The organism is Salinispora sp. H7-4 (assembly GCF_013416675.1).
Classification (GTDB): Bacteria; Actinomycetota; Actinomycetes; order Mycobacteriales; family Micromonosporaceae; genus Micromonospora; species Micromonospora vitiensis.
The window spans coordinates 336,247-359,510 of sequence record NZ_JABZED010000007.1 but is presented as its reverse complement, the minus strand read 5'-3'; the positions used below and the strand labels follow the sequence as shown (position 1 = coordinate 359,510).

22 protein-coding genes are annotated in these 23,264 nt (G+C 71.3%); 15 read left to right on the top strand and 7 right to left on the bottom strand.

The annotated features are described in order from the left end of the window. Positions 1 to 112: 112 nt before the first annotated feature. The 7 genes from H0524_RS09500 to H0524_RS09470 all read left to right on the top strand — a co-directional run bounded on the left by H0524_RS09500 (position 113) and on the right by H0524_RS09470 (position 9,202). The gene (locus tag H0524_RS09500; RefSeq protein ID WP_180198303.1) at positions 113 to 706 is read left to right on the top strand and encodes a pentapeptide repeat-containing protein; all 594 of its coding nucleotides are present in this window, start codon (positions 113 to 115) and stop codon (positions 704 to 706) included. A gap of 179 nt (positions 707 to 885) precedes the next feature. Beyond that, on the top strand, positions 886 to 1,317 hold the full coding sequence (locus H0524_RS09495; protein ID WP_180198302.1) for a nitroreductase family deazaflavin-dependent oxidoreductase: 432 nt from the start codon (positions 886 to 888) through the stop codon (positions 1,315 to 1,317). Between the two features lie 282 nt (positions 1,318 to 1,599). Next, positions 1,600 to 1,881 (top strand): adhesin, encoded by a 282-nt coding sequence (locus H0524_RS09490; protein ID WP_018218751.1) that lies wholly within the window; start codon positions 1,600 to 1,602, stop codon positions 1,879 to 1,881. Positions 1,882 to 2,313: 432 nt separating this feature from the next. Continuing rightward, positions 2,314 to 4,110 (top strand): glycoside hydrolase family 15 protein, encoded by a 1,797-nt coding sequence (locus H0524_RS09485; RefSeq protein ID WP_180198301.1) that lies wholly within the window; start codon positions 2,314 to 2,316, stop codon positions 4,108 to 4,110. A gap of 189 nt (positions 4,111 to 4,299) precedes the next feature. Then, positions 4,300 to 5,409 carry an FAD-dependent monooxygenase gene (locus tag H0524_RS09480; RefSeq protein ID WP_180198300.1) on the top strand — a complete coding sequence of 370 codons (1,110 nt, stop codon included), beginning with the start codon at positions 4,300 to 4,302 and terminating at the stop codon, positions 5,407 to 5,409. 174 nt (positions 5,410 to 5,583) lie between these two features. Beyond that, positions 5,584 to 7,338 (top strand): cytochrome c oxidase subunit I, encoded by a 1,755-nt coding sequence (gene ctaD, locus H0524_RS09475; RefSeq protein ID WP_180198299.1) that lies wholly within the window; start codon positions 5,584 to 5,586, stop codon positions 7,336 to 7,338. A gap of 493 nt (positions 7,339 to 7,831) precedes the next feature. After that, positions 7,832 to 9,202: a right-handed parallel beta-helix repeat-containing protein gene (locus tag H0524_RS09470; protein ID WP_180198298.1), complete on the top strand. Its 1,371-nt coding sequence runs from the start codon at positions 7,832 to 7,834 to the stop codon at positions 9,200 to 9,202. A gap of 283 nt (positions 9,203 to 9,485) precedes the next feature. On the opposite strand, the gene H0524_RS09465 is transcribed toward H0524_RS09470, so the two are convergent. From H0524_RS09465 to H0524_RS09455, 3 genes are all read right to left on the bottom strand, one after another. Next, positions 9,486 to 10,703: an MFS transporter gene (locus tag H0524_RS09465; protein ID WP_180198297.1), complete on the bottom strand. Its 1,218-nt coding sequence runs from the start codon at positions 10,701 to 10,703 to the stop codon at positions 9,486 to 9,488. A 66-nt stretch (positions 10,704 to 10,769) separates the two neighbouring features. Further along, positions 10,770 to 11,351 (bottom strand): isochorismatase family protein, encoded by a 582-nt coding sequence (locus H0524_RS09460; RefSeq protein ID WP_180198296.1) that lies wholly within the window; start codon positions 11,349 to 11,351, stop codon positions 10,770 to 10,772. Positions 11,352 to 11,362: 11 nt separating this feature from the next. Then, the gene (locus H0524_RS09455; RefSeq protein ID WP_180198295.1) at positions 11,363 to 12,649 is read right to left on the bottom strand and encodes a nicotinate phosphoribosyltransferase; all 1,287 of its coding nucleotides are present in this window, start codon (positions 12,647 to 12,649) and stop codon (positions 11,363 to 11,365) included. 167 nt (positions 12,650 to 12,816) lie between these two features. Between H0524_RS09455 and clpS the strand changes: the two genes are divergently transcribed. From clpS to rdgB, 8 genes are all read left to right on the top strand, one after another. Continuing rightward, entirely contained in the window at positions 12,817 to 13,107 is a 291-nt protein-coding gene (gene clpS / locus H0524_RS09450) for an ATP-dependent Clp protease adapter ClpS (RefSeq protein ID WP_018218759.1), read from the top strand. Positions 13,108 to 13,109: 2 nt separating this feature from the next. After that, entirely contained in the window at positions 13,110 to 13,604 is a 495-nt protein-coding gene (locus H0524_RS09445; protein ID WP_180198460.1) for a DUF2017 domain-containing protein, read from the top strand. 55 nt (positions 13,605 to 13,659) lie between these two features. After that, positions 13,660 to 14,148 carry a Mov34/MPN/PAD-1 family protein gene (locus H0524_RS09440; RefSeq protein ID WP_180198294.1) on the top strand — a complete coding sequence of 163 codons (489 nt, stop codon included), beginning with the start codon at positions 13,660 to 13,662 and terminating at the stop codon, positions 14,146 to 14,148. A gap of 70 nt (positions 14,149 to 14,218) precedes the next feature. Further along, complete coding sequence (locus H0524_RS09435) at positions 14,219 to 14,557, top strand: MoaD/ThiS family protein (protein ID WP_180198293.1); 339 nt, start codon at positions 14,219 to 14,221, stop codon at positions 14,555 to 14,557. 13 nt (positions 14,558 to 14,570) lie between these two features. Next, positions 14,571 to 15,536 (top strand): PLP-dependent cysteine synthase family protein, encoded by a 966-nt coding sequence (locus H0524_RS09430; RefSeq protein ID WP_180198292.1) that lies wholly within the window; start codon positions 14,571 to 14,573, stop codon positions 15,534 to 15,536. Between the two features lie 168 nt (positions 15,537 to 15,704). Continuing rightward, positions 15,705 to 16,451: an MBL fold metallo-hydrolase gene (locus tag H0524_RS09425; RefSeq protein WP_180198291.1), complete on the top strand. Its 747-nt coding sequence runs from the start codon at positions 15,705 to 15,707 to the stop codon at positions 16,449 to 16,451. A gap of 89 nt (positions 16,452 to 16,540) precedes the next feature. Continuing rightward, positions 16,541 to 17,266, top strand: coding sequence for a ribonuclease PH (rph, locus tag H0524_RS09420; RefSeq protein WP_180198290.1), 726 nt, complete (start codon positions 16,541 to 16,543; stop codon positions 17,264 to 17,266). A 49-nt stretch (positions 17,267 to 17,315) separates the two neighbouring features. After that, entirely contained in the window at positions 17,316 to 17,930 is a 615-nt protein-coding gene (gene rdgB / locus H0524_RS09415) for an RdgB/HAM1 family non-canonical purine NTP pyrophosphatase (RefSeq protein ID WP_018725792.1), read from the top strand. A 61-nt stretch (positions 17,931 to 17,991) separates the two neighbouring features. On the opposite strand, the gene hutH is transcribed toward rdgB, so the two are convergent. Genes hutH through H0524_RS09395 form a run of 4 tightly spaced genes read right to left on the bottom strand, consistent with a single transcriptional unit; the run spans position 17,992 to position 23,261 of the window. Continuing rightward, positions 17,992 to 19,530, bottom strand: coding sequence for a histidine ammonia-lyase (gene hutH / locus H0524_RS09410; RefSeq protein ID WP_180198289.1), 1,539 nt, complete (start codon positions 19,528 to 19,530; stop codon positions 17,992 to 17,994). Then, positions 19,518 to 20,696, bottom strand: a complete 1,179-nt coding sequence (gene hutI, locus H0524_RS09405; protein WP_180198288.1) for an imidazolonepropionase — start codon at positions 20,694 to 20,696, stop codon at positions 19,518 to 19,520. The genes hutH and hutI overlap by 13 nt, the downstream gene beginning before the upstream one ends. Further along, positions 20,689 to 22,050 (bottom strand): formimidoylglutamate deiminase, encoded by a 1,362-nt coding sequence (locus H0524_RS09400; RefSeq protein ID WP_180198287.1) that lies wholly within the window; start codon positions 22,048 to 22,050, stop codon positions 20,689 to 20,691. Before H0524_RS09400 ends, hutI begins: the two co-directional genes overlap by 8 nt. Next, positions 22,047 to 23,261 carry an allantoate amidohydrolase gene (locus tag H0524_RS09395; RefSeq protein ID WP_180198286.1) on the bottom strand — a complete coding sequence of 405 codons (1,215 nt, stop codon included), beginning with the start codon at positions 23,259 to 23,261 and terminating at the stop codon, positions 22,047 to 22,049. Before H0524_RS09395 ends, H0524_RS09400 begins: the two co-directional genes overlap by 4 nt. Positions 23,262 to 23,264 lie beyond the last annotated feature (3 nt).

Here is a 23,264-nt window from a genome sequence, read left to right as displayed (position 1 = left end):
CCGCGCCGGCGCCAAGCGTCGTCGCCCTCCTCGCCGCCGCCGTCGCCGCTGTCGTTGTCGCTGTGCCGCTTCGGTTGGTGTTGTTGTCGGTGCCGGTCAGTAGCCTGGCGCGATGCCGGATCAGCACGATGGGTTAACCCTCCGCGATGAGGACTGGTATGGCGAGGAGATCGCCGACCGGCACTACGTCGGCTGCCATTTCGAGCGGGTCGACCTCACTGAGGCGAACACCCGAGGAACGCTCTTCACCGGGTGCACGTTCGGCAACGTCAGCTTCAACGGCTCCCGACACGTGAACACCGCCTTCACGCGCTGCGTCTTCCGCCGCTGCAACTTCTTCGCCGCCGAGTTCACCGGCTGCAAGCTGGTCGGTAGCACCTTCGACCAGTGTGACCTGCGGCCGTTGACGGTCGTCGGCGGCGACTGGTCTTTCGTCGCGCTTCCGGGCGCGGATCTGCGTGGTGCGCGCATCGTTGACGTCCGGATGCGCGAGGCCGACCTGATCCGGGCGGATCTGCGCGGTGCGACCGTCACCGGAGTCGACCTGTCCGGGGCGCAGTTGCAGCAGGCGCAGCTGTCCCGCGCCGACCTGCGCGGCAGTGACCTCACCGACCTTGATCCGATCGAGGTCGAGCGGACCGGGGCGATCGTCAGCGCTGAGCAGGCGGTGGTGCTTGCCCAGGCGCTCGGTTTTCAGATCGGCTGACCCGGGCCTCCCGGCAGCCGCACCGCGCCGCCCCTGACCGGAGCCGCCCGGTGGTGGTCGTGCCGGCGCGGACCGGAGCGTGCCGGCTGCCGCTGCCTGGACCGGGCGAACCGGTCGGGTGGCCGCGGGACGAGATAGCGTGAGAGCGATAGATCGATCACAGAGGATGGGAGTTGCTGATGGTCGAGCAGGTGCAGGACAGCCCCACGGACTGGGTGGCCGACCACATTGCCCGGTACGAACGAACCGACGGCGCGGACGGGCACGAATGGCGGCCCGGCGTGTTCACGCTGCTGCTGACCACCCGGGGGCGACGGAGCGGTTCGCAGCGGCGTACCGCGCTCATCTACGGCCGCGACGGCGACGCGTACCTGCTGGTCGCCTCTCAGGGGGGCGCACCGAAGCATCCTTCCTGGTACCTCAACCTGCGCGACAATCCGCAGGTCGAGGTGCAGGTCGGTGCGGAACGATTCACCGCCCGGGCGCGGGTTGCGAGCCTGGCGGAGAAGCCGCGAATGTGGGCCACGATGGCGGCGGTCTGGCCGGATTACGATGACTACCAGGCCCGGACCGACCGGGAGATCCCGGTGGTGGTCCTCGAGCGGAGCTGACCGGTCAGCTTGCCGCCCACCGCGGAGAGCGGGCATCGTCGGGCCCGGGCAGCCCGGCGTCCGCTCCCCGCGGTAGCACGGTGGCCAGGACCAGCGGGCCGGAGCACTGGTTTTCACCTGATCAGGTACGAAGCTGGCGGCCCGGGGTGACGCAGACCTCGCCAGGGGGCACCGTTGGCGTGCGGGACCCATCGCGGTCCCGGGCCACGGCGGCGATCGCCGCCGGTTCCCCGGCCCCCTCTGCGGCCGGTGGCGAATCCCAGGACCACGAGGAGCTCCGCCATGCTGACCATGACCGACAACGCCGTGTTGGTGATCCGAGACCTCGCCAATCAGCAGGACGTCGCGAATGACGGCGGGGTCCGGATCGCCGCCGATCCGGAGGAGGGCTCGCTCACGGTGCAACTGGTCGAGGGCCCCGCCGCCGGTGACCAGGTGGTGGACAACCAGGGCGCCCGGATCTTCCTCGACTCGGACGCGGCCGAGTTGCTCGGGGACGCCGCCGTGGACGTGACCGTGGACGAGGAGGGCATTGTGCAGTTTGGCTTTACCGAGCAGCCGTGACCCGAGCTTGCCTCGGTGCGCGCCCGTCCGGGCTGGCGCAGCTGGCAGCCGGTCCCTCGCACCCGAGCGCCCCACCGCTGCGCAGGCGACGGTGGGGCAACGAGCGCACGGCGCCAGACCCAGATCGGTACGTTGCCGCACTCTGGCCGTCTCCCACCAGCGCAGCCGTACGGCGGTACACCAGCGGGGACTTGGCGAGACCGGATCGATGCGGCCGGGTTGGAAGGCCGAAGGGCCGGTCGGCAGACTCTTCCCGCCCAGCCTGGGCGCAAACGGCGGGGCAGCGGCGAATTACGGGGCAGTGGCGAATCGCTGGGCAGCGTCGAGCCGTCTGACCGTTCGGAGCACGGGCAGCGTCGAGCCGTCTGACCGTTCGGAGCGCGGGCAGCGTCGAGCCGGCCTGACCGGGCGGGTTCGGGGTATCCGCGGTGGGTGGACCAGCCGGCGATCTCCGACTATGGGTTCCTGTCCGACTGTCGCTCCGGCGCGCTGGTCGGCCGGAACGGCTCCATCGACTGGTGGTGCCCGGACCGGTTCGACTCGCCCGCGGTCTTCGGGCGGCTCCTCGATCCCGCGGCGGGCCACTGGCAGCTGGCTCCGGTCGGCGCGGACCGTCCGGGATGCCGCGTGGAACGCGCGTACCGCCCGGAGACCCTGGTGCTGCGTACTGTCCACCACACGCCGCAGGGGAGCGTCGCGGTCACCGACGCGCTCGCCGCCGAACGTGGGGCGCGGGGGCACCAGCTTGGCCTGAACTCGCCCGCGGTGTTGCTGCGGTGCGTCGAAGGGCTCTCCGGGCGGGTACGGCTGGCGTCGGACTTCGCGCCCCGTCCGGACCACGGACTGCTCACCCCGTACCTGCACGAACAGCCCGGCGGTACGGTGCGGGCCGTGGCCGGAGCGACGGTGGTGGAGCTCTGCGCGGATTCGCTGACGCTGTGCGCCGGGACGGACCGGGTGTATACCGAGTTCGAGGTCGCCGCCGGCGAGACGGTCAGCTTCGCGGCTGGCTACCGGGCGGCGTACGGTGCGCCGTCGGTGCGGCTGGACCCGTCGGCGATGCTGGCCGAGACGGTGCAGGCGTGGGAGGCCTTCCGGGAGACCCACCGGTACCAGGGGTGCTACCCGGAGCTGGTACGGCACAGCGCGGTCGTACTCACCGGGCTCACCTATGCCCGCAGTGGGGCGGTGGCCGCGGCGCTCACCACCTCCCTGCCGGAGCAGCTCGGCGGAGACCGCAACTACGACTACCGGTACGCCTGGCTGCGTGACTTCTCGATGACGCTGCGCGCCCTATGGGTGGCGGCCTGCCCGGCGGAGGCGTCCCGGCTGTTCACCTGGGCGGCGCATTCGATCGGCCAGGTCGGTGCCGATCCGGTGCCGGTGCTGTTTGGGCTGGCGGGGGAGCGGGACGTCTCCGAGCGGGTCGCGGAGCACCTGCGCGGGTACGCGGACAGCCGCCCGGTGCGGTTCGGCAACGATGCCTGGCGGCAGCGGCAGCTCGACGTACCCGGTGAGGTGGTGGCGGCGGTGTGGCGCCTGCACCACCTACTCGGCGACCCGCTCGACCATGAGGTGCGCGAGATGGTGTGCGGACTGACCGAGCAGGTCGCCGAGACCTGGCGGTTGCCGGACCGGGGCATGTGGGAGTCCCGGGACGTCGACCGGCACCACCTGTCGTCGAAGGTGCTCTGCTGGGTCGCGTTGGACCGGGCGGTGGCGTTGGCGCCCCGGCTCGGTGAGCGCGCGGACCCCCGCCGCTGGGCGACGGTCCGGGACGAGATCCGGGATACGGTGCTGCGGTCGGGGTGGAGTGCGCGGGCCGGCGCGTACACCGGGGCGTTCGGCTCCGACGAGCTGGATGCCTCCGTGTTGTTCCTGCCGGTGGTGGGCTTCCTTCCGGCCACCGATCCGCGGATGCGGGCCACGATCGAGGCGGTGGAGCGGGTCCTGGGTGCCGGGGGTGGGTTGATCCGGCGCTGGGAGACCGACCCGGCTGGTTTCCTGCTCTGCACCTTCCTCCTGGTCGAGTGTCTGGTGCTGGCCGGGGAGCGGGAGCGTGCGGCGGCGCTGTTCGAGCGGGCGGCCGGGTACGCCAACGATGTCGGGCTGCTCAGTGAGCAGATCGACCCGGATACCGGCGCGCAGCTCGGCAACACCCCGCAGGCCCTGTCCCACATCGGTTTGATCAATGCCGCCTGGCGACTGACCGACCCGACCACCGACTAGGGCGGCCCGGGCGAGTTGCCGGCCGCCCGCCGAGTTGCCGGCCACCTGCCGAGTTGCCGGGCTTCCAATGAGTTGCCGGGCTTCCGGCGAATGGCGGTGACGGCCGAACCCTGGTGCGGGCCGATCGCTCCAAGTAATGTCTTGCCTCCAACGCGTGCCCCCCGACCCCTCCCGGAGGCGTACACCACCATGGGTGGCTTCCCCCTGCGCATTCTCGTCGTCGGTGCGGGTCTCGCCGGTCTTGCGGTGGCCCGGGCGCTGCGGATGGCGGGCTTCCGACCGGATCTGATCGACAAGCTCAGCCCCGATGACCTGGTGGACAGCGGCCTGTACCTGCCGGGCAACGCGGACCGGGCGCTGCGCCGGCTCGACCTGGACGGCCCGGTCCGCCCGCTTGGCCAGGTGATCCACCGGCAGTATTTCCGCGACGCCACCAGCGCGCCGCTCTGCGAGGTCGACCTCGACGCGCTCTGGTCCGGCGTCGGCCAGTGCCGGGCGTTGCTCCGCAGCGACCTGCATCGTGTCCTGTTCAGCGCCGCCGGCGGAGCCGTGCGGTACGGAGTCGGGCTCGACGCCGTTGACCTCTTCCCGACGACTGTCGGCATCACCTTCGCCGACGGTGTCACCGCCGAGTACGACCTGGTGATCGGCGCCGACGGTCCGCGATCCGAGGTCCGCGCCCTCGCCGCGCTGGGTGGCCCGCCCCGCCCCACCGGTCAGGTGGTCTACCGGGCCGTGGTGCGCGACGGACCACCGGTGGCGGAGTGGACCGCGTTGCTCGGCCACCGGGCCGGCTTCCTGATCGTTCCGGTTGGCCCCGGTCGGCTGTACTGCTACGCCGACGAGACCGGCGCCGTCGCGCCGGCCGATCCGCTGGCCCGGCTCGATGAGTTGTTCGGCGACTACGGTGGACCGATCCCCGAGGTGCTGGACTGTCTGGACCAGGTGCATGCCACCGTGACCGAGGAGGTCGAGCTGGGTCGTTGGCACCGGGGTCGGGTGCTGCTGGTCGGGGACGCCGCGCACGCCACCGCGCCGACCCTGTCGCAGGGGGCCGCGATGGCGCTTGAGGACGCCGTCGTGCTCGCCGAGTCGCTGCGGAAGTCGACCGATGACATCGACGCGGCCCTGACGGCGTACGAGAGCCGCCGCCGCCCGCGGACCCGCTGGGTGCGGGACCGGACCCGGGACCGCAACCGGACCCGGGACGTCGCACCGGCGTTGCGGGACCCGTTGTTGCGTGGGCGGGGTGGGCGTATTTTCGGCGAGCACTACCGACTGCTCCTGGGACCACTGTGAGTCCAATCGGGTGCCCTCCCCGGAGGCGGACAGCGAACCCGCGCCCCGGGTCCGGGCAGAGTACCCGGCCACCCCACGCAGCCGGGCGACCTGTCGGGGACTATCCTCCTTGCGGATGACGGCCGCTTACCGCACAGCGCGCCGAGCGGGACAACCGAGAACCGGAGGCCACTCGTGACCACCGTCGCACCCAAGCCGGTCGAGACCCGGCCCTGGCCGGTCCGAGAGCCGGTTCAGGGGTCGGCCCTCGCGCGGCTGCTGCGCACCACGGACGCGAAGCAGATCGGGATCATGTATATGGTCACCGCGTTCGCGTTCTTCATGATCGGCGGGCTGATGGCCCTGATCATGCGGGCGGAGCTGGCGCGGCCCGGGCTGCAGTTCCTGTCGCCCGAGCAGTTCAACCAGCTGTTCACGATGCATGGCACGATCATGCTGTTGTTCTTCGCGACGCCGATCGTCTTCGCCTTCGGCAACTACCTGGTGCCGATCCAGATCGGCGCCCCGGATGTCTCCTTCCCGCGGCTGAACAGCTTCGCCTACTGGCTCTTCCTCTTCGGTGGCACCCTGACCACCGCCGGCTTCATCACCCCGGGTGGCGCTGCCGACTTCGGCTGGTTCGCCTACACCCCGCTGAGTAGCGTGGAGCACTCGCCGGGCGTGGGCGCCAACATGTGGGTCGTCGGTCTGGCGATCTCCGGTCTGGGCACGATCCTCGGCTCGGTCAACATGATCACCACGATCCTGACCCTCCGCGCGCCCGGCATGACCATGTTCCGGATGCCGATCTTCACCTGGAACATGCTGGTCACCAGCCTGCTGGCGTTGCTGATCTTCCCGCTGCTGGCCGCCGCGCTCTTCGCGCTCGCCGCCGACCGCATCCTCGGTGCCCACGTGTACGACCCGGCGACCGGCGGGCCGCTGCTCTGGCAGCACCTCTTCTGGTTCTTCGGGCACCCCGAGGTGTACATCATCGCGCTGCCGTTCTTCGGCATCATCTCCGAGATCATTCCGGTCTTCTCCCGCAAGCCGATCTTCGGCTACAAGGGTCTGGTCGCCGCGACCGTCGCCATCGCCGCCCTGTCGATGAGCGTCTGGGCGCACCACATGTTCGCCACCGGCCAGGTGCTGCTGCCCTTCTTCAGCTTCCTGAGCTTCCTCATCGCCGTCCCCACCGGCATGAAGTTCTTCAACTGGATCGGCACCATGTGGCGGGGGCAGATCAGCTTCGAGTCACCGATGCTCTTCGCGATCGGCTTCCTGGTCACCTTCCTCTTCGGTGGTCTCACCGGGGTGCTGCTGGCCAGCCCGCCGCTGGACTTCCACGTCTCCGACTCGTACTTCGTGGTGGCCCACTTCCACTACGTGCTCTTCGGCACGATCGTCTTCGCCGTCTTCGCCGGCATCTACTTCTGGTTCCCGAAGATGTTCGGCCGGATGCTCGACGAGCGGCTGGCCCGGGTGCACTTCTGGCTGACCATGATCGGCTTCCACACCACCTTCCTGGTGCAGCACTGGCTCGGTAACGAGGGCTTCCCCCGGCGGTACGCCGACTACCAGGCCATCGACGGCTTCACGACGCTGAACATGATCTCCACTGTCGGTGCGTTCATCACCGGCATCTCGACCTTGCCGTTCATCTACAACTGCTGGAAGTCGTACAAGTCGGGTCCGGTGGTCGAGGTCGATGACCCGTGGGGGTACGGCAACTCGTTGGAGTGGGCGACCAGCTCGCCGCCGCCGTTGCGCAACTTCGACCGGATGCCACGGATCCGTTCCGAGCGGCCCGCGTTCGACCACAAGTTCCCCGAGCTGGCCACCGGGCAGACCCTGCCGGCCGGCCCGGCGGAGGGTGGGGTCAAGCTACTGACCAGGGAAGCCGACGATGGCGCCAGCCAGGACGTGGCGGGCGACCAGGACCGCAACTGACGCTTCGCCGTACGAGACCGACGACGGGCGCCGCTCCGGGGAACACCCGGGCCGGCGCCCGTCGTCGGTCTCGTACCGGGGCGGGCCCGGGCAGCACCCCACCCAGGGCGTGACCACCCCATCCACCCCCTCCACCGTGTTCAGGGATTACCCACCCGTGGCTGCTGGGTCGCCGTAGCGGTGGAGCTCCCAGTAGCCACTGACGAACCACCCCGGTAGTCCACCGGTGCGACAACGGCGTCCCCACCCCTGCCGGGGCCCGCCGGGGGAAGCCACGGATGTCGCGCCTGGCACCCCCGCCGTGGTGTGCCTGATGCCACGGCGGCTTCAGGTCTCGTTCAGGCATGTTTTCGTGTTCATGTCCTGGTTGGGGTTGGTGTCGCTCTAGCTTAGTGCGGTTGCTGCCGCCCGCCTTGGAGCCGAGGGACATCACCGGGTCCCGTCATCTGGGTGGTGGTTCTCATCCTTAACGGGGAAGGATGTCAATACCGCGATGAACTACCAGTGCCATGTACACGAACCGGACCGACCAGGTGCGCGCCGGGCGAGGTCACGATGGTGGGCCGTCCGGCTGGCCGGTGTGACCGGCTTGGCCCTCACCACCAGCCTCGGCCTGGGCGGAGCGCCGGCTATCGGCACCGTCGATGGCCCTCTCGCCGCCGCCGCCGACGACCGGCCGGGAAAGCCCGACCACGCCTCCACCGACAACAAGGGCCACAAGGGCAAGGGAGAGCAGGACAGACGCAAGGGCGCACCGGTCCCGTGTAGCGCCGATGCGCTGGTTGCGGCGATCACTCTGGCCAACGCCCACGGTGGTGCAGTCCTCGACCTCGCCAAAGACTGCACCTACCTACTCACCGCCGATATCGACGGCGCCGGCCTGCCTGCCATCACCACTCCGATCATCCTCAACGGCGGTACAGGCACCACCATCAAACGCGCCGCCGCCACCGACCAGTTCAGAATCCTCACCGTCGACACAGGCGGCGACCTCACCATCAACCACCTGACAATCACCGGCGGCCACAGCACCAGCAACGGCGGCGCAGTTCTCGTCAATGCAGGTGGGACACTTACCGCCAACCGCAGCACCATCACCCGCAACATCGCCGGCGCCGCAGGTGGCGGCATCTCCAATTTCGGCATCACTCGAATCAATCACTCTACAGTCGACCGCAACACCGCTGCTTTCTCCGGCGGGGGTGTCGGCAGCACTGCCGTGCTCGAGATCAGTAAATCTTACATATCCGCCAATACTGCGGATCTGGGGGGTGGAGTAAGTACGGAAGGAGCGGCCCGGATCGAGAACAGCGCTATTGCCGCCAATTACGCTCAAAGCCTTGCCGGTGGCCTTATCATGGAAAGTGGCGTCGGAATCGTCACAGATACCCGAGTCACGGACAATGCCACCACAGGCACTGGCGGAATTTTCGTAGGAAGTGGGCAATTCACGCTCCGGCGCAGCACCCTTGCCGAAAACACCTCCACCGAAAACGATGGTGGCGGACTACGGTCAAATCCAGAAGCCTCCGTTGTCATCGAAGACAGCCTCATTAAGAATAACACCGCCCCCGCCGCCACCGCCGATGGTGGCGGAATCTACAGCGCCGGAAGTCTGGTTCTGCGACGCACAAAGATAATCGGCAACCAGGCAGGTGACGAGGGTGGTGGCATAAACAACGAATCCACCTCAACAGCCACCCTCTTTGCTACGAAGGTGGTCAAGAATATCGCCGGTGTACAAGGTGGTGGCATCTTCAACGAGCCCAACGGAACGGTCGAGTTGAACACCGCCACTGGAACCACTGTGGTCAAGAATCGACCGGACAACTGCTCCGGCGATGTACCCGGCTGCGCCGGATAGCGAACCGAGTTCGTCGGATCCACGAGGGGCCCGTCCCACCTGATGCAGGTAGGGACGGGCTCTCCGCAACTCCCACCCGGTCAGCGCACCTGGGGGGGTTGTCGGCACCGGTGGCCTCGGCGATCCGGTCGATCTGATCCTTGAGTGACTGGCCGTCGTTGGAACGCAGCTCCTCCAGGGCGTCAAGGCGACTTCAAAGGCCGCATCTGGCACCGCCGCAACGGCTTCGCCACTCACGGCTAGAACCGGCACCGAGCCACTGCCATGTGAACTCTGACTTCACTCAGACTGCGCGGGTCAGCTCGGGTGGAGCAACGAGGGCCGGTGCCTCGGTCTCCCGGCGGCGGCGCAGCTGCAGTGGGAGCACCGCCAGGGCGACCAGGGCGCCGACCGCGCCGGTCACGGCGAAGCCCCAGGCCGGCGCGGACGCGTCGATGACGGCTCCGGCCAGCGGGGCGCCGACCGCGACGCCGACGGTGATGGCGGAGCCGTGTAGCCCCATCGCCTCACCGCGGGCGTCCGCGGGGGCCAGGCGACTGGCCGCGTCCGAGGTGGCGGCGATGGTGGGGGCGCAGAGCAGGCCGGCGGGGATCAGCACGAGGCTGAGCAGCCACCAGTTCGCTCCGGCCAGCCCGACCGGGATCGTGGCCACGCCCAGCGCCGCCAGCAGCACCAGCGGTGACGGGGAGCGGGTGATCGCACCGTACGCGAAGCCGCCGATCAGCGAGGCGAACGCCCAGATGCCCAGCACGACGCCGGTGAAGCCGACATCGCCGTTGTCGCGCAGGACCGCGATCACGGCCACGTCGGTGCCGCCCAGCACCACGGTGGCGGCGGCGCTGACGGCCAGCACGGCGACCATCCGGGCGGTGAGCCACTCCCGCCGCGGCACCTTACGTCGCGGAACGGCCGCTTCGCTGGCGCCCCGGACCGGCGGGTTGAGTAGGAAGAGCCCGATGCCGGCGGCGACGATGGTGGCGCCCACCAGATACAGCGTGGTCCGGGCGGAGATGGTGGTGACGGCGAGGGTGGCCAGGGCCGGCCCGATCATGAAGGCCAACTCCACCGAGACCGAGTCCAGGGCGTACGCGGGCCGGCGCTCCTCCGCCGGCACGATGGCCGCGATGGACTGGCGGACCACCGCGAAGATCGGCAGCGCCAGCGAACCGGCGAGGAAGGCGGCGGGCAGCAGCAGCGCGTACGGCAGCAGCGGCGCGGTGGACCAGAACACCGCCTCGGCGACGGCGGTCAACACCAGTACCGGCCGCAGGCCGCGCCGGTCGATCAGGCGACCCAGCAGTGGGCCGCCGAGGGCCGCGCCGATGGTGATCGCGGCGCCGGCCAGCCCGGCGGCGGCGTACCCCCGGTCGAGGTCCTGGACGACGTAGAACGTCAGGGTCAGACCGATCGTGGTGAGCGGGATCCGGGCGAGCACCGCCACGATCAGTAGGGCCCGGAGACCGGGCAGGGCAAGCGCCGCCCGGTAAGGCTTCAGGTTCACGTCGGTCCGTACCTCCGGGGGACATCCTGGCCCGTGGGTCCGGCGTTCACCAACGTGTTGTTGGGCTCATGCGGCCCTGATCACAGGCGTTCCCTCGGTGTTGACCCCGGCGTCGGCGAAGGCCCGTAGTGCCGCGTCGGCCGTTTCGGGCCCGATGGCGGCGGTCAGGTCCAGCTGCACGGTGGTCTGGAACCCCTCCGCGGCCGCGTCCAGCGCGGTGGCCCGGACGCAGAAGTCGGTGGCGAGCCCGACGATCTCCACCTGGTCGACCCCGTGCCGTCGGAGCCAGTCGGCCAGGCATTCGCCCTGGTCGGTGTGCCCCTCGAAGCCGGAGTACGCCGCGGCGTGCTCGCCCTTGTGGAAGATCACCTCGATGCGGTCGGTGACCAGGTCGGGGTGGAATTCCGAGCCGGGCGTGCCCACCACGCAGTGCGGGGGCCACGAGTCGACGAAGTCCGGCGGATCGCCGAAGTGCGCCCCGGGATCGATGTGGTAGTCCTTCGTCGCCACCACGTGGTCCCAACGGTCCGGCGCGGCGGCGAGGAGCCGGCTGACCCCGGCCGCGACGCCGGCGCCGCCGCCGACCGCGAGCGAGCCGCCCTCGCAGAAGTCGTTCTGCACATCCACGATGATTAGCGCATTGCCCATGTGCTGCTCCTTCAGTCGGCCGGTATGACCGTGACCGGGATGGCCGGATCGCCGGCGGAGAGTTTCAACCCTTCCCAAGGGATCGAGATCAGGCACTGCCGCAGGTGCTCCCGCGACTCGTCCAGCGTCGGCTGCGCCGCCACCGCACCCCCCGCCAGGTAGGTGCGTTGCAGCAGCCGGTCGTTGGGCTGCCGCTCCGGTACGCCCTGCGGCACGATCACCTCCTCGGTGGCGGTGCCGGTCGGCTTGTGCCGGCGGACCGCCACCTTGCGGCCGCCGATGGTGGCCTTCCGCTCGGAGCGCTTGACCACCGGGCGCCCCTCGACCTCGACCAGCTTGTACACCAGGCTGGCGGTCGGTGCGCCGGAGCCGGTGACGACGGCGGTACCCGCGCCGTACATGTCCACTGGTTCGGCGGCCAGCGCGGCGATGGCGTACTCGTCGAGGTCGCCGGAGACGATGATCTTCGTTTCGGTGGCGCCGAGCGAGTCGAGCAGGTCCCGGGACTGCTGCGCCATGACCGCCAGGTCGCCGGAGTCGATCCGGATCGCCCGCAGGTCCGGCCCGACCACCGCGATCGCGTTGCGGATGCCCTGGCCGATGTCGTACGTGTCGACCAGCAGGGTGGTGTCCTTGCCCAGCGTCGCCACCTGGGAGGCGAACGCCGTCCGCTCATCCTCGTGCAGCAGGGTGAACGCGTGCGCGGCGGTGCCGGCGGTGGGGATGCCGTAGCGCTCGCCGGCGGCCAGGTTGGAGGTGAACCGGAAGCCGGCCAGGTAGGCCGCGCGGGCCGTCGCCACCGCCGCCTCCTCGTGGGTGCGGCGGGAGCCCATCTCGATCAGGGTGCGTCCCCGGGCGGCGGTGACCATCCGGGTGGCTGCGGCCGCGGTGGCGCAGTCGTGGTTGAGCACCGACAGCACCAGTGTCTCCAGTACGACACACTCGGCGAACGTGCCCGAGACGGTGAGGATCGGCGATCCGGGGAAGAAGAGCTCCCCCTCGGCGTAGCCGTCGATGTCGCCGGTGAAGCGGTAGGCGGTGAGCCACTGCGCGGTGGCGTCGTCCACCACCCCGGTTCGCCGCAGGAAGTCCACCTCGTCCGCGTCGAAGCGGAAATTCCGGATCAGCTCCACCAACCGGCCGGTGCCCGCCACCACACCGTAGCGGCGACCGGTCGGTAGCCGCCGGCTGAACACCTCGAACACGCAGCGGCGGTCGGCGGTGCCGTCCTGCAGCGCGGCGCGAACCATGGTCAGCTCGTAGTGGTCGGTCAGCAGCGCGGGGCCCAGGGTGCTCACCCGGCTCAGCCTAGAGTTCCCGCCCGGTCCACGGCGTCCCAGCCCAGGAACATCCGCAGTGCCGGCCGTCACCCTCTCGCGGGCGGGGGCGCCCGCGATGGCGCCGCTCGGTGACCGGTCGCGGTTCCGGTTCCTCGATTCGGCGGATCCGGTGGCACGATGGGGGCATGGCGGCTCCACAGGTTGCACCACTCGAGACGCCGGACACCGACCAGGTGCCGGCGCCCGACCGGCCGTGGGTGACGATCGTTTGGGATGACCCGGTCAACCTGATGGCGTACGTGACCTGGGTCTTTCAGAAGTTGTTCGGCTACAGCCGCGGGCGGGCCGAGCAGCTCATGCTGGACGTTCACCACAAGGGCAAGGCGGTCGTCTCCAGCGGCACCCGGGAGCGGATGGAGCACGACGCGTCGCAGCTGCACGCGTACGGGCTGTGGGCGACGGTGGATCGGGCGTGAGCATGTTCCAGCGCTGTAGTGGCCACTACGTGGCCACCTTCGCGGTAGACGAGGTCCGGGTCCTGCGCAAGGTCGCCACCGAGGTGGTCGGTCTGCTCACCGACGCGTTCGACCACGCCGACCCGGTGGTGGTGCGGCTCTTCCCGGAGGTCTACCCGGACGACGCGGCGGACGCCGCCGAGTTTCGTCACTATACCGAGGGCGACCTGAAGACGGCGAAGATCGACCAGGCCGGTGCGATCCTCGCGGCGCTCCCCGACGACGCCGGTGGCGAGGTTCGGCTCGACAGCGAGGCGGCCGAGGCGTGGCTGCGGGCGCTCAACGACGCCCGGCTGGCGATGGGCGTCCGGCTGGAGATCCGGGACAGCACCGATCTCGGCGCTGAGCTCGATGACGCGGTCGCCACGGACCCGGGCTCCAGCCGGATGTTCCAACTGTCGGTCTACGCGTACCTGGGCTATTTGCAGGAGTCCCTGCTCAGCGCATTGATCGACTGATCCGTGACCGCTGCCACCTCGCCGGCCGGCACCGGCAGACGCTACGCTGGTCGGCGTGCTGAGCATCGACCGGGCGATCGTGGATGCGATCGTCGCCCATGCCCGCCGGGACCACCCGGACGAGGCGTGTGGCGTGGTCGCCGGTCCCGCCGGTAGCGACCGTGCCACTCGGCACATCCCGATGGAGAACGCCGCCCGTTCCATGACGTTCTACGAGTTCGACTCGATGGAGCAGTTGCGGGTGTGGCGGGAGATGGACGACCGGGACGAGGCGCCCGTCGTCATCTACCACTCGCACACCGCGACCGAGGCGTACCCATCGCGCACCGACGTCTCCCTCGCCGGTGAGCCCGACGCGCACTACCTGCTCGTCTCCACCCGTGAGCCCGACTCCGAGGAGATCCGTTCCTTCCGGATCGTGGCTGGCGTGGTGACTGAGGAGAAGGTCTGCATCCTGGACGCCGGGGTGGACCCGCACGCCGTGCAGTCCTACATGTTCGGGCAGAGCCCGGCGACGGTCGACTACGAGTGTTCTGGCCGCTGACTCCAGCGCGGTAAGACCCCACCACGTCCCGTCACCATTTCGGCATTCCCCGATCGAGGAGCACCGCATCATGGCCATCGAAGTTCGTATCCCCACCATCCTGCGCAGCCACACCGGCGGTGCGAAGATCGTCGAGGGGGCCGGCGACACGCTGGGCGACCTCTTCGCCGACCTGGACAGCCGGCACGACGGGCTGAAGGGCCGCCTGGTGACCGACACCGGCGCGCTGCACCGGTTCGTGAACGTCTACATCAACGACGAGGATGTCCGCTTCCTGGGTGCGTTGGAGGCCAAACTCAACGACGGCGACAGCGTGACCATCCTGCCGGCCGTCGCGGGTGGGGCCCTCGGCTTCGCCGCGGTGGCCGGTCCCCGCGGCCTGCGCGCCGGGTCGCCAGCCGTCCGCTGAGGGCGCGGTCCCCGTGGCGCGCTACGACAGTCTGCTGGACGCCGGTGGCGGAACGCCCCTGGTCGGGCTGCCCCGGCTCGCGCCGGCGGTGTCCGCTGGGGCGCCGCCGGTGCGGCTCTGGGCGAAGCTGGAGGACCGCAACCCGACCGGCAGCGTCAAGGACCGGGCCGCGCTGTTCATGGTCCGCGCGGCCGAGGAGGCGGGCCGGCTCCGGCCGGGTGCCACGATCTTCGAGCCCACCAGCGGGAACACCGGTATCGCACTGGCCATGGTGGCGAAGCTGCGCGGGTACCGGCTGGTGTGTGTGATGCCGGAGAATGTCTCCACCGAACGGGTCCAGCTGCTGCGGATGTACGGGGCGGAGATCATCTTTTCGCCGGCGGCGGGTGGCTCTAACCAGGCCGTCGCCACCGCCAAGCAGATCGCTGCCGAGCACCCCGACTGGGTCCTGCTGTACCAGTACGGAAACGAGGCCAACGCGAGGGCGCACTACCTGACCACCGGCCCGGAGCTACTCCAGGACCTGCCCACGATCACCCATTTCGTGGCCGGACTCGGCACCACGGGGACGCTGATGGGCACCGGGCGGTACCTGCGCGAAAAGGTGCCGGGGGTCCAGGTCGTGGCCGCCGAGCCGCGTTACGGCGAGCTGGTGTACGGGTTGCGCAATATCGACGAGGGGTACGTACCGGAGCTGTACGACGCCTCGGTGCTCACCCGGCGCTTCTCGGTCGGTACCCGGGACGCCGTGCTGCGGACCCGCCAGCTGGTCGAGGTGGAGGGCCTCTTCGCCGGGCTCTCCACCGGTGCGATCCTGCACGCGGCGCTGGCGGTGGCGCACGAGGCGGTGCGGGAGGGGCGCCGCGCCGACGTGGCCTTCGTGGTCGCCGACGCCGGCTGGAAGTACCTCTCGACCGGGGCGTACGACGGCACTCTGGCCGAGGCGGAGGAGGCGCTGGAGGGGCAGCTCTGGGCCTGAACCACCAATTGGGACGGTGTCACGTTCGTGACACCTTTCCGGGGATGATTCATGCGTTCGGGTGGCCGAGCGTAGGCTGCGCAGCGTGGCGTACACGGCGGTTGGGACAATGCTCCGTGGAGAGGCAACCGGCCCGGACACTGCAGAATGTGACAGCGAGACGACTCAATGCGACTGACGGTGTTGGGTTGCGCCGGGAGTTTCCCCGGCCCGGACTCCCCCTGCTCGGCCTACCTGGTCGAGGCCGCGGGCTTCCGGCTCCTGGTCGACTTCGGCTCCGGGTCGCTGTCGACCCTTCAGCGTTACGTGGGGCTCCACGCCCCCGACGCGGTCCTCCTCACCCACCTGCACGGTGACCACTTCCTCGACGCCGCGCTCTACGTGGTGGTTCGCCGGTACGCCCCGGACGGCCCCTACCCGCCGCTGCCGGTCTACGGCCCGGCGGGCACACCGGAGCGGCTCGCCGCTCTCGCCGGAGCGCCGGACGACACCATCGAGGATGTGTACCAGTTCTCCGCCCTGACCCCGGGCACCTTCCCGATCGGACCGCTGACCGTCACCGTCGACCGGGTCAACCATCCGATCGAGACGTACGGGGTCCGGCTGGAACACAACGGTCGGGTGCTCTGCTACTCCTCCGACACCGCCCCCTGCGAGGCGCTGCTGCAGCTGGCCCAGGGGGCCGACGTGTTCCTCTGCGAGGCGAGCTACCTCGACGGGGTGGACAACCCGCCGGATCTGCACCTGACCGGCGGGGAGGCCGGCGAGGTCGCCACCAAGGCCGGCGTCGGGCGGCTGCTGCTGACCCACCTCGTGGCGGCCTGGGGCAGCGAGGCGCAGACCGTCACGTCCGCCGCCACCGCCTACGCCGGCCCGCTCGAGGTGGTCCGGCCGGGCGCCCGCTACGAGGTCTGACCGGCGCGGGTCGGCCCGCGTTTCGGCGGGCCGAGCGGACCGGGGACACCCCGGGGCGGGCCGCCCTCGCCACCACATAGGGTGCAGACATGGCGCGACCTGACGGGCGGCTGCCCGACCACCTCCGACCGGTGACCCTGACCCGCGGCTGGAGCTCCCATCCCGAGGGCTCGGTGCTGGTGGAGTTCGGCGCCACCCGGGTGCTCTGCACCGCGAGCGTCACCGAGGGTGTGCCCCGCTGGCGCAAGGGCTCCGGGCTCGGCTGGGTCACCGCCGAGTACGCCATGCTGCCCCGCGCCACCAACACCCGCTCCGACCGGGAAAGTGTCAAGGGGCGGGTCGGTGGGCGTACCCACGAGATCTCCCGGCTGATCGGCCGTAGCCTGCGCGCGTCGATCGACCTGAAGGCACTGGGCGAGAACTCCATCCTGCTGGACTGCGACGTGCTCCAGGCCGACGGCGGCACCCGTACCGCCGCGATCACCGGCGCGTACGTGGCGCTGCACGACGCGGTGACCTGGCTCGCCACCCGCCGCTCCCTCGCCGGTCGGCCGGAGACGGTGATGCACCGCTCGGTGGCGGCGGTGAGCGTGGGCGTCGTCGCCGGTGAGCCGCGACTGGACCTCAACTACGCCGAGGACGCGACCGCCGAGGTCGACCTGAACGTGGTCTGCACCGGCGCCGGTGACTTCGTGGAGGTGCAGGGCACCGGTGAGGCGGGTGTCTTCAGCCGGGGACAGCTCGACGCCCTGCTCGACCTGGCCGTCGCCGGCTGTGTGGAGTTGGCCGAAGCCCAGCGGAAGGCGCTCTCGTGAGGGCGGCTCCGCTGCTGGCTCCCGTGGTCGTGAACGAAGGTGACACCGCATGAACAAGGTCCTGCTCGCCACCCGGAACCGGAAGAAGCTCATCGAGCTGCAACGCATCCTCGACGGGGCCCTGGGCGCGCACCGGATCGCCCTGATCGGCCTGGACGACGTCGAGGCCTACCCGGAGCTGCCGGAGACCGGCCTGACCTTCGGCGAGAACGCGCTGATCAAGGCCCGGGAGGGGTGCCGGCGCACCGGGTTGCCCACCATCGCCGACGACTCCGGCCTGGCGGTGGAGGCGCTCAACGGCATGCCCGGTGTCTTCAGTGCCCGCTGGGCCGGCCAGCACGGTGATGACCACGCCAACCTGCAGCTGGTGCTGAACCAGATCGCCGACGTGCCGGACGAGCATCGGGGCGCGTCCTTCGTCTGCACGGTGGCCCTGGCGCTGCCCGGCGGCAAGGAGCACCTGGTGGACGGCCGGCAGCCCGGTCGCCTGCTGCGGGAGCCGCACGGCGACGGTGGCTTCGGCTACGACCCGATCTTTCGCGGCGACGGGCAGGACCGGACGAACGCCGAGCTGACGCCGGCGGAGAAGGACGCGATCAGCCACCGCGGCAAGGCGCTGCGCGAACTGGCGAAGCTGGTCGCCAAGGTGTTGCCGCCGGCCTGACCGGCCGTACCCGGGCAGCGGCTACCGAATCCGGCAGCCGCTGCCCGGCCGCGCAGGAGGGTCAGGCCAGCTTCCCGATCTCATGTTCGATCGCCGCCCGAAGCTCCGGGCCGGCGATCACCGTACGGGCGGCCTCCAGCACCGGGGCGAGGAAGACGTCCGGGCCGGGCTCACCGGCGGCCCCGGCCAACGCGGCGATGGCGGCCCGTCCGGCCGGCGACGGCTGTAGCGGTGCCCGGAGCTGGAGCCCGCGGACCGCGGCGAGGAGCTCGACCGCGAGCAGACTGGTCAGGTTGTCCAGGACGGTCCGCAGCTTCTTGGTCGCCGCCCAGCCCATCGACACGTGGTCTTCCTGCATACCGCTGGTGGGTAGGGAGTCCACCGAGGCGGGGGCGGCGAGTCGACGGTTCTCCGCGACGATGCCGGCCGCCGTGTACTGGGCGATCATCAGCCCGGAGTTGACTCCGGCGTCGGGGGAGAGGAACGCCGGCAGGTCCCGGGAGCGGGTCACGTCGAGCAGCCGGTCCACCCGCCGCTCGGCGATCGCGCCGACCTCGGCGGCGGCGACGGCGAGGAAGTCCGCGGCGAAACCAAGCGGCGCGCCGTGGAAGTTCCCGGTGGACTCGACCCGGCCGTCCGGCAGGACCACCGGGTTGTCCACCACCGAGACCAGTTCCCGGCCCGCCACCTGTCGGGCGAAGTCCAGGGTGTCCCGTGCCGCGCCGGCGACCTGCGGCGCGCACCGCATCGAGTACGCGTCCTGCACCGCGTGCACCACGTCGTCGCGGTGCGACGCCATCACCGCCGAGTCCTGGAGCAGGCGGTGGATGTTCGCCGCCGAGGTGGCCTGCCCGGGGTGCGGCCGGATGGTGTGCAGCTCGGGCTGGAACGGCCGGTCGGTGCCGAGCATCGCCTCGATGGCCAGGGCGGCCGTCACGTCGGCCAGGGTGAACAGGTGCGCGGCGTCGTGGTTGGCCATCAGCAGCATGCCGAGCATGCCGTCGGTGCCGTTGATCAGCGCCAGCCCTTCCTTGGCGGCCAGCTCGATCGGCGTGATACCGGCCCGGCGCAGCGCCTCGCCGGCCGGGATCCGGTCACCGGCCGCGCCCAGCACCCAGCCCTCGCCGAGTAGCGCCAGCGCGCAGTGCGCCAGCGGCGCCAGGTCCCCGGAGGCCCCCAGCGAACCGTGCTCGGGCACCCACGGGGTGACATCGTGGTTGAGCAGGTCAACCAGGGCGGTGGCGACCAGTGGCCGGACCCCGGAGCGGCCGAACGCGAGGGAACGGACGCGCAGCAGCATCATCGCCCGCACCACCTCGCGGGGCATGGCGGTCCCCACCCCGGCGGCGTGCGAACGGATCAGCGCGTGCTGTAGCTCGGCCCGCCGCTGCGGGGCGACGAAGGTGTTGGCGAGCGCCCCGAAGCCGGTGCTCACGCCGTACACCGGCTGGCCGGCGGCCTCGATCCCGTCCACGACGGACCGGCTGTTGGCCATCGCGTCGATCGTCGTCGGGTCGAGGACGACCTTGGCGTTGCCGCGGGCGACGGCGAGCACGTCGGCGGGGGTGACCCCGGTTGGCTGAATGACTACGGTCGACATTGCGGTACTCCGTTGTGCAGGACCTGGCGGATCAGTGGAACCCCTGGCCGGTAGGCCAGGTGCAGGTGGGACGGGGCGTCGAGGACTATCAGGTCGGCCCGGGCGCCCGGCGCCAGCCGACCCACGTCGGTGCGGCGCAGCGCCGCGGCGCCGCCGGCGGTCGCCGCCCAGACCGCCTCGGAGGGGCTCATCCGCATCTCCCGGACGGCCAGCGCGATGCAGAACGGCACCGACGAGGTGTACGACGACCCGGGGTTGCAGTCGGTGGCCAGCGCCACGGTCACGCCCGCGTCGAGCAGCCGCCGGGCATCCGGGTAGGGCGAGCGGGTGGAGAACTCCGCCCCCGGCAACAGGGTGGCCACGGTCGTTCCGTCGGCCCCGACGAGCGCGTCAACGTCGGCGTCGGTGAGGTGGGTGCAGTGGTCGACGCTGGCCACCCCCAGCTCCACCCCGAGCTGGACTCCCGGGCCCGGACCAAGCTGGTTGGCGTGCAGCCGGGTGTCCAGCCCGGCGGCCCGGCCACGGGTCAGGATCGCGCGGGTGTGGTCGGCGTCGAAGGCGCCCCGCTCACAGAAGACATCCACCCAGCGGGCGTACGGCGCGGCGGCGGCGAGCATCGGGCCGCAGACCAGGTCTACGTAGTCGTCCGGCCGGTCGGCGTACTCGGCGGGGACGAGGTGCGCCCCGAGGAAGGTGGTCTCCGCGCTCACCTCGGCGGCGATCCGCAGCGAGCGGGCCTCGTCGGCGACGGTGAGGCCGTACCCGCTCTTGATCTCGATGGTGGTGGTGCCCTGCCGCAGCGCCTCCGCGTGCAGCCGGCGGGCCGTGGCGCGTAGCTCGTCGTCGGTGGCGGCCCGGGTCGCGCCGACCGTGGTGCGGATCCCGCCGCCGGTGTACGGCTCGCCGGCCATCCGGGCGGCGAACTCGACCGCCCGGTCCCCGGCGAAGACGAGGTGGGCATGGCTGTCCACGAAGCCGGGCAGCACGGCCGCCGACCCGGCGTCGATACGTTGGTCGGCGGCGGGCGCGTCCCCGCTCGAGCCGACCCAGGCCACCACGCCGTCCTCGACGAGCACGGCAGCGTCGCGGCGGATGCCCAGCGGCCCCTGTCCGGCGGCCGTGTTGGTGACCAGCTCTCCGATGTTGTCCAGCAGCAGGCTACCCATGCGCTCCGGTCACCTCCGCGATCGACGTGGCCAGCTCGGTGGGGACGTCAACGCTGCGGTGCCGTCCGTCCTGCACCACCACCTGGCCATCCACCACCACCTGGTGCACATCCCCCGCGGTGGCGGCGAAGAACGCGCCGGCCGCCGGTACCCCCGCGGTCCGCGGGCTGTCCAGCCGGAGGGTGACCAGGTCGGCCCGGTCGCCCACCGCGAGCCGGCCGGCGTCGCCCCAGCCGAGGGCGGCGTGCCCGGCGGAGGTGGCCGCGGTGACCAGCTCGCCGACGGTGAAGTGGCCGCGCTGCCGGGTGCGCAGGCGCTCGTCCAGCTCCACCGCGCGCGCCTCCTCGAAGAGGTCCACCACCGCGTGGCTGTCGCTGCCGAGACTCAGCGGGCTGCCGGCGTTGGCCAGCCGGCGGGCCGGTCCGATCCCGTCGGCGAGGTCCCGCTCGGTGGTGGGGCAGAGGCAGACCCCGGTGCGGCTCTCCCCGAGCAGGATCACGTCCGAGCTGGTGGGGTGGGTGGCGTGCACGGCGGTGGTGTGCTGGTCGAGGACTCCCCGGTCGGCCAGCAGCCGGGTCGGGGTGCAGCCGTGCGTGGCCCGGCAGGCATCGTTCTCGGCCGGCTGCTCGGAGAGGTGCAGGTGCAGCGGGACGCCCCGCTCCCGCGCCGCGTCGGCCACCGTCGCCAGCTGGTCGGCGGGCACGGCGCGCACCGAGTGGATCGCCGCGCCCACCCGTACGTGGGTGTCGGTGGGGTCAAACGCCGCCGCCCGCTTCGCCCAGCGCAGGGCGTCGCCGTCGCCGAAGCGTCGCTGCGGCCCGGCCAGCGGCTCACCGGCCACGCTGGCGGTCAGGTAGCAGGCGTCCAGCAGGGTCAGCCGGATCCCGGCGTGCGCCGCCGCCTCGACTAGGGCGGTCCCCATCGCGTTCGGGTCGCCGTACGGGGTGCCGTCCGGGCCGTGGTGCAGGTAGTGGAACTCGCCGACACACGTGATTCCGGCCAGCGCCATCTCCGCGTACCCGGCGCGGGCGAGTGCGAGGTAGCTCTCCGGGTCCAGCCGGGCGGCCACCTCGTACATCCGGTCCCGCCAGGTCCAGAAGTCGCCGCGACCGCCGTGGGTGCGGCCGCGCAACGCGCGGTGGAAGGCGTGCGAGTGCGCGTTGGCCAGCCCCGGCAGGGTCAGCCCGGGCAGGCGGACCGCGTCGGCGAGGACCTCGACCCCGGTGGTCGGCCGGCCCCCGGTGGCCAGCGGGGTGACCCCGGTGATCCGGCCGGCAGCCGTCTCGATCAGCACGTCCGGGGTCGGCTCGGGCTGCTCGGGTAGCCACGCGTACTCGGCCAGCCAGCGGGTCATGTCAGCTCCTCCAGCGCGGCGGCGAGGGCCTGCACCCCGGCCGCGCAGTCGTCGTCGTTCGCCGACTCCGCGGGGGAGTGCGACACCCCGGTGGGGTTGCGGACGAAGAGCATCGCGGTGGGCAGGTGCCCGGCCAGCACGCCGGCGTCGTGCCCGGCCCCGGTCGGCAGCACCGGCGCGTCCAGCAGTCGGGCGAGCCGGTCGGCCAGCCCACCGTCGAACGCGACGAGGGGCGTGGCCGACTCCTCGGTCAGCCGCAACCCGGTGCCGTCGCGTCGGGCCCGCTCGGCGGCCCGGTCGTGGACCGCCTCGACCAGCCCGGCGAGGGTCTCCGGCTCGGCCGCGCGGGCGTCCAGCCAGCCGGTCACCGCCGACGGGATGGCGTTGGTGGCGTTCGGTTCCACCCGTACCCGGCCGACCGTGGCGTGGGCGCCGAGCCGCCGGGCCTCCTTGTTGGCGGCGAGCACCGTGAACGCGTACGTGAGCATCGGGTCGCGGCGGTCCGTCATCCGGGTCGTACCCGCGTGGTTTCCCTCGCCGGTGAAGTCGAAACGCCACCGGCCGTGCGGCCAGATCGCGCTGGCGACGGCGACCGGCGCGGCCTGCTCGACCAGGGCCCGGCCCTGCTCGACGTGGAGCTCGACGAAGGCGGCGAAGCGGCCGAGCAGCTCCGGCCGGGCGCCGGCCGGTGGGCCGCCCAGCGCCTCGGCGAAGCTCACCCCGCCCGGGTCGCGCAGCTCGGCCGCCTGCTCGACCGGCAGCGCCCCGGTGAGCAGCCGGGAACCCAGGCACGGTACGCCGAACCGGGCGCCCTCCTCCTCCACGAAGGCGGCGACCGCGATCGGCCGGTTGGGGGTGGTGCCGGCGGCACGGAGCTCGTCCACGGCGAGGAAGGAGCTGACGATGCCGAGCGGCCCGTCGTACGCCCCGCCGTGCGGTACCGAGTCGAAGTGGCTGCCGGTGAGCACCGCGTTCCCCGCCTCCGGGGCGCCCCACCAGGCGAAGAGGTTCCCGTTGCCGTCCTCGGTCACCGGCATGTCGCGCTGGTCGGCCTGGGCCCGGAACCACTCCCGCAGCCGCAGCTCCGGGTCGGTCAGCGCGTACCGCAGGTACCCGCCGCTACGGTCGTCCCGGCCGATCGGCGCGATCTCGTCCCAGAGCCGCCGGAACCTGCGCGGAAGGGAGCCCTCCACCACCGGATGCGTCAACACTGA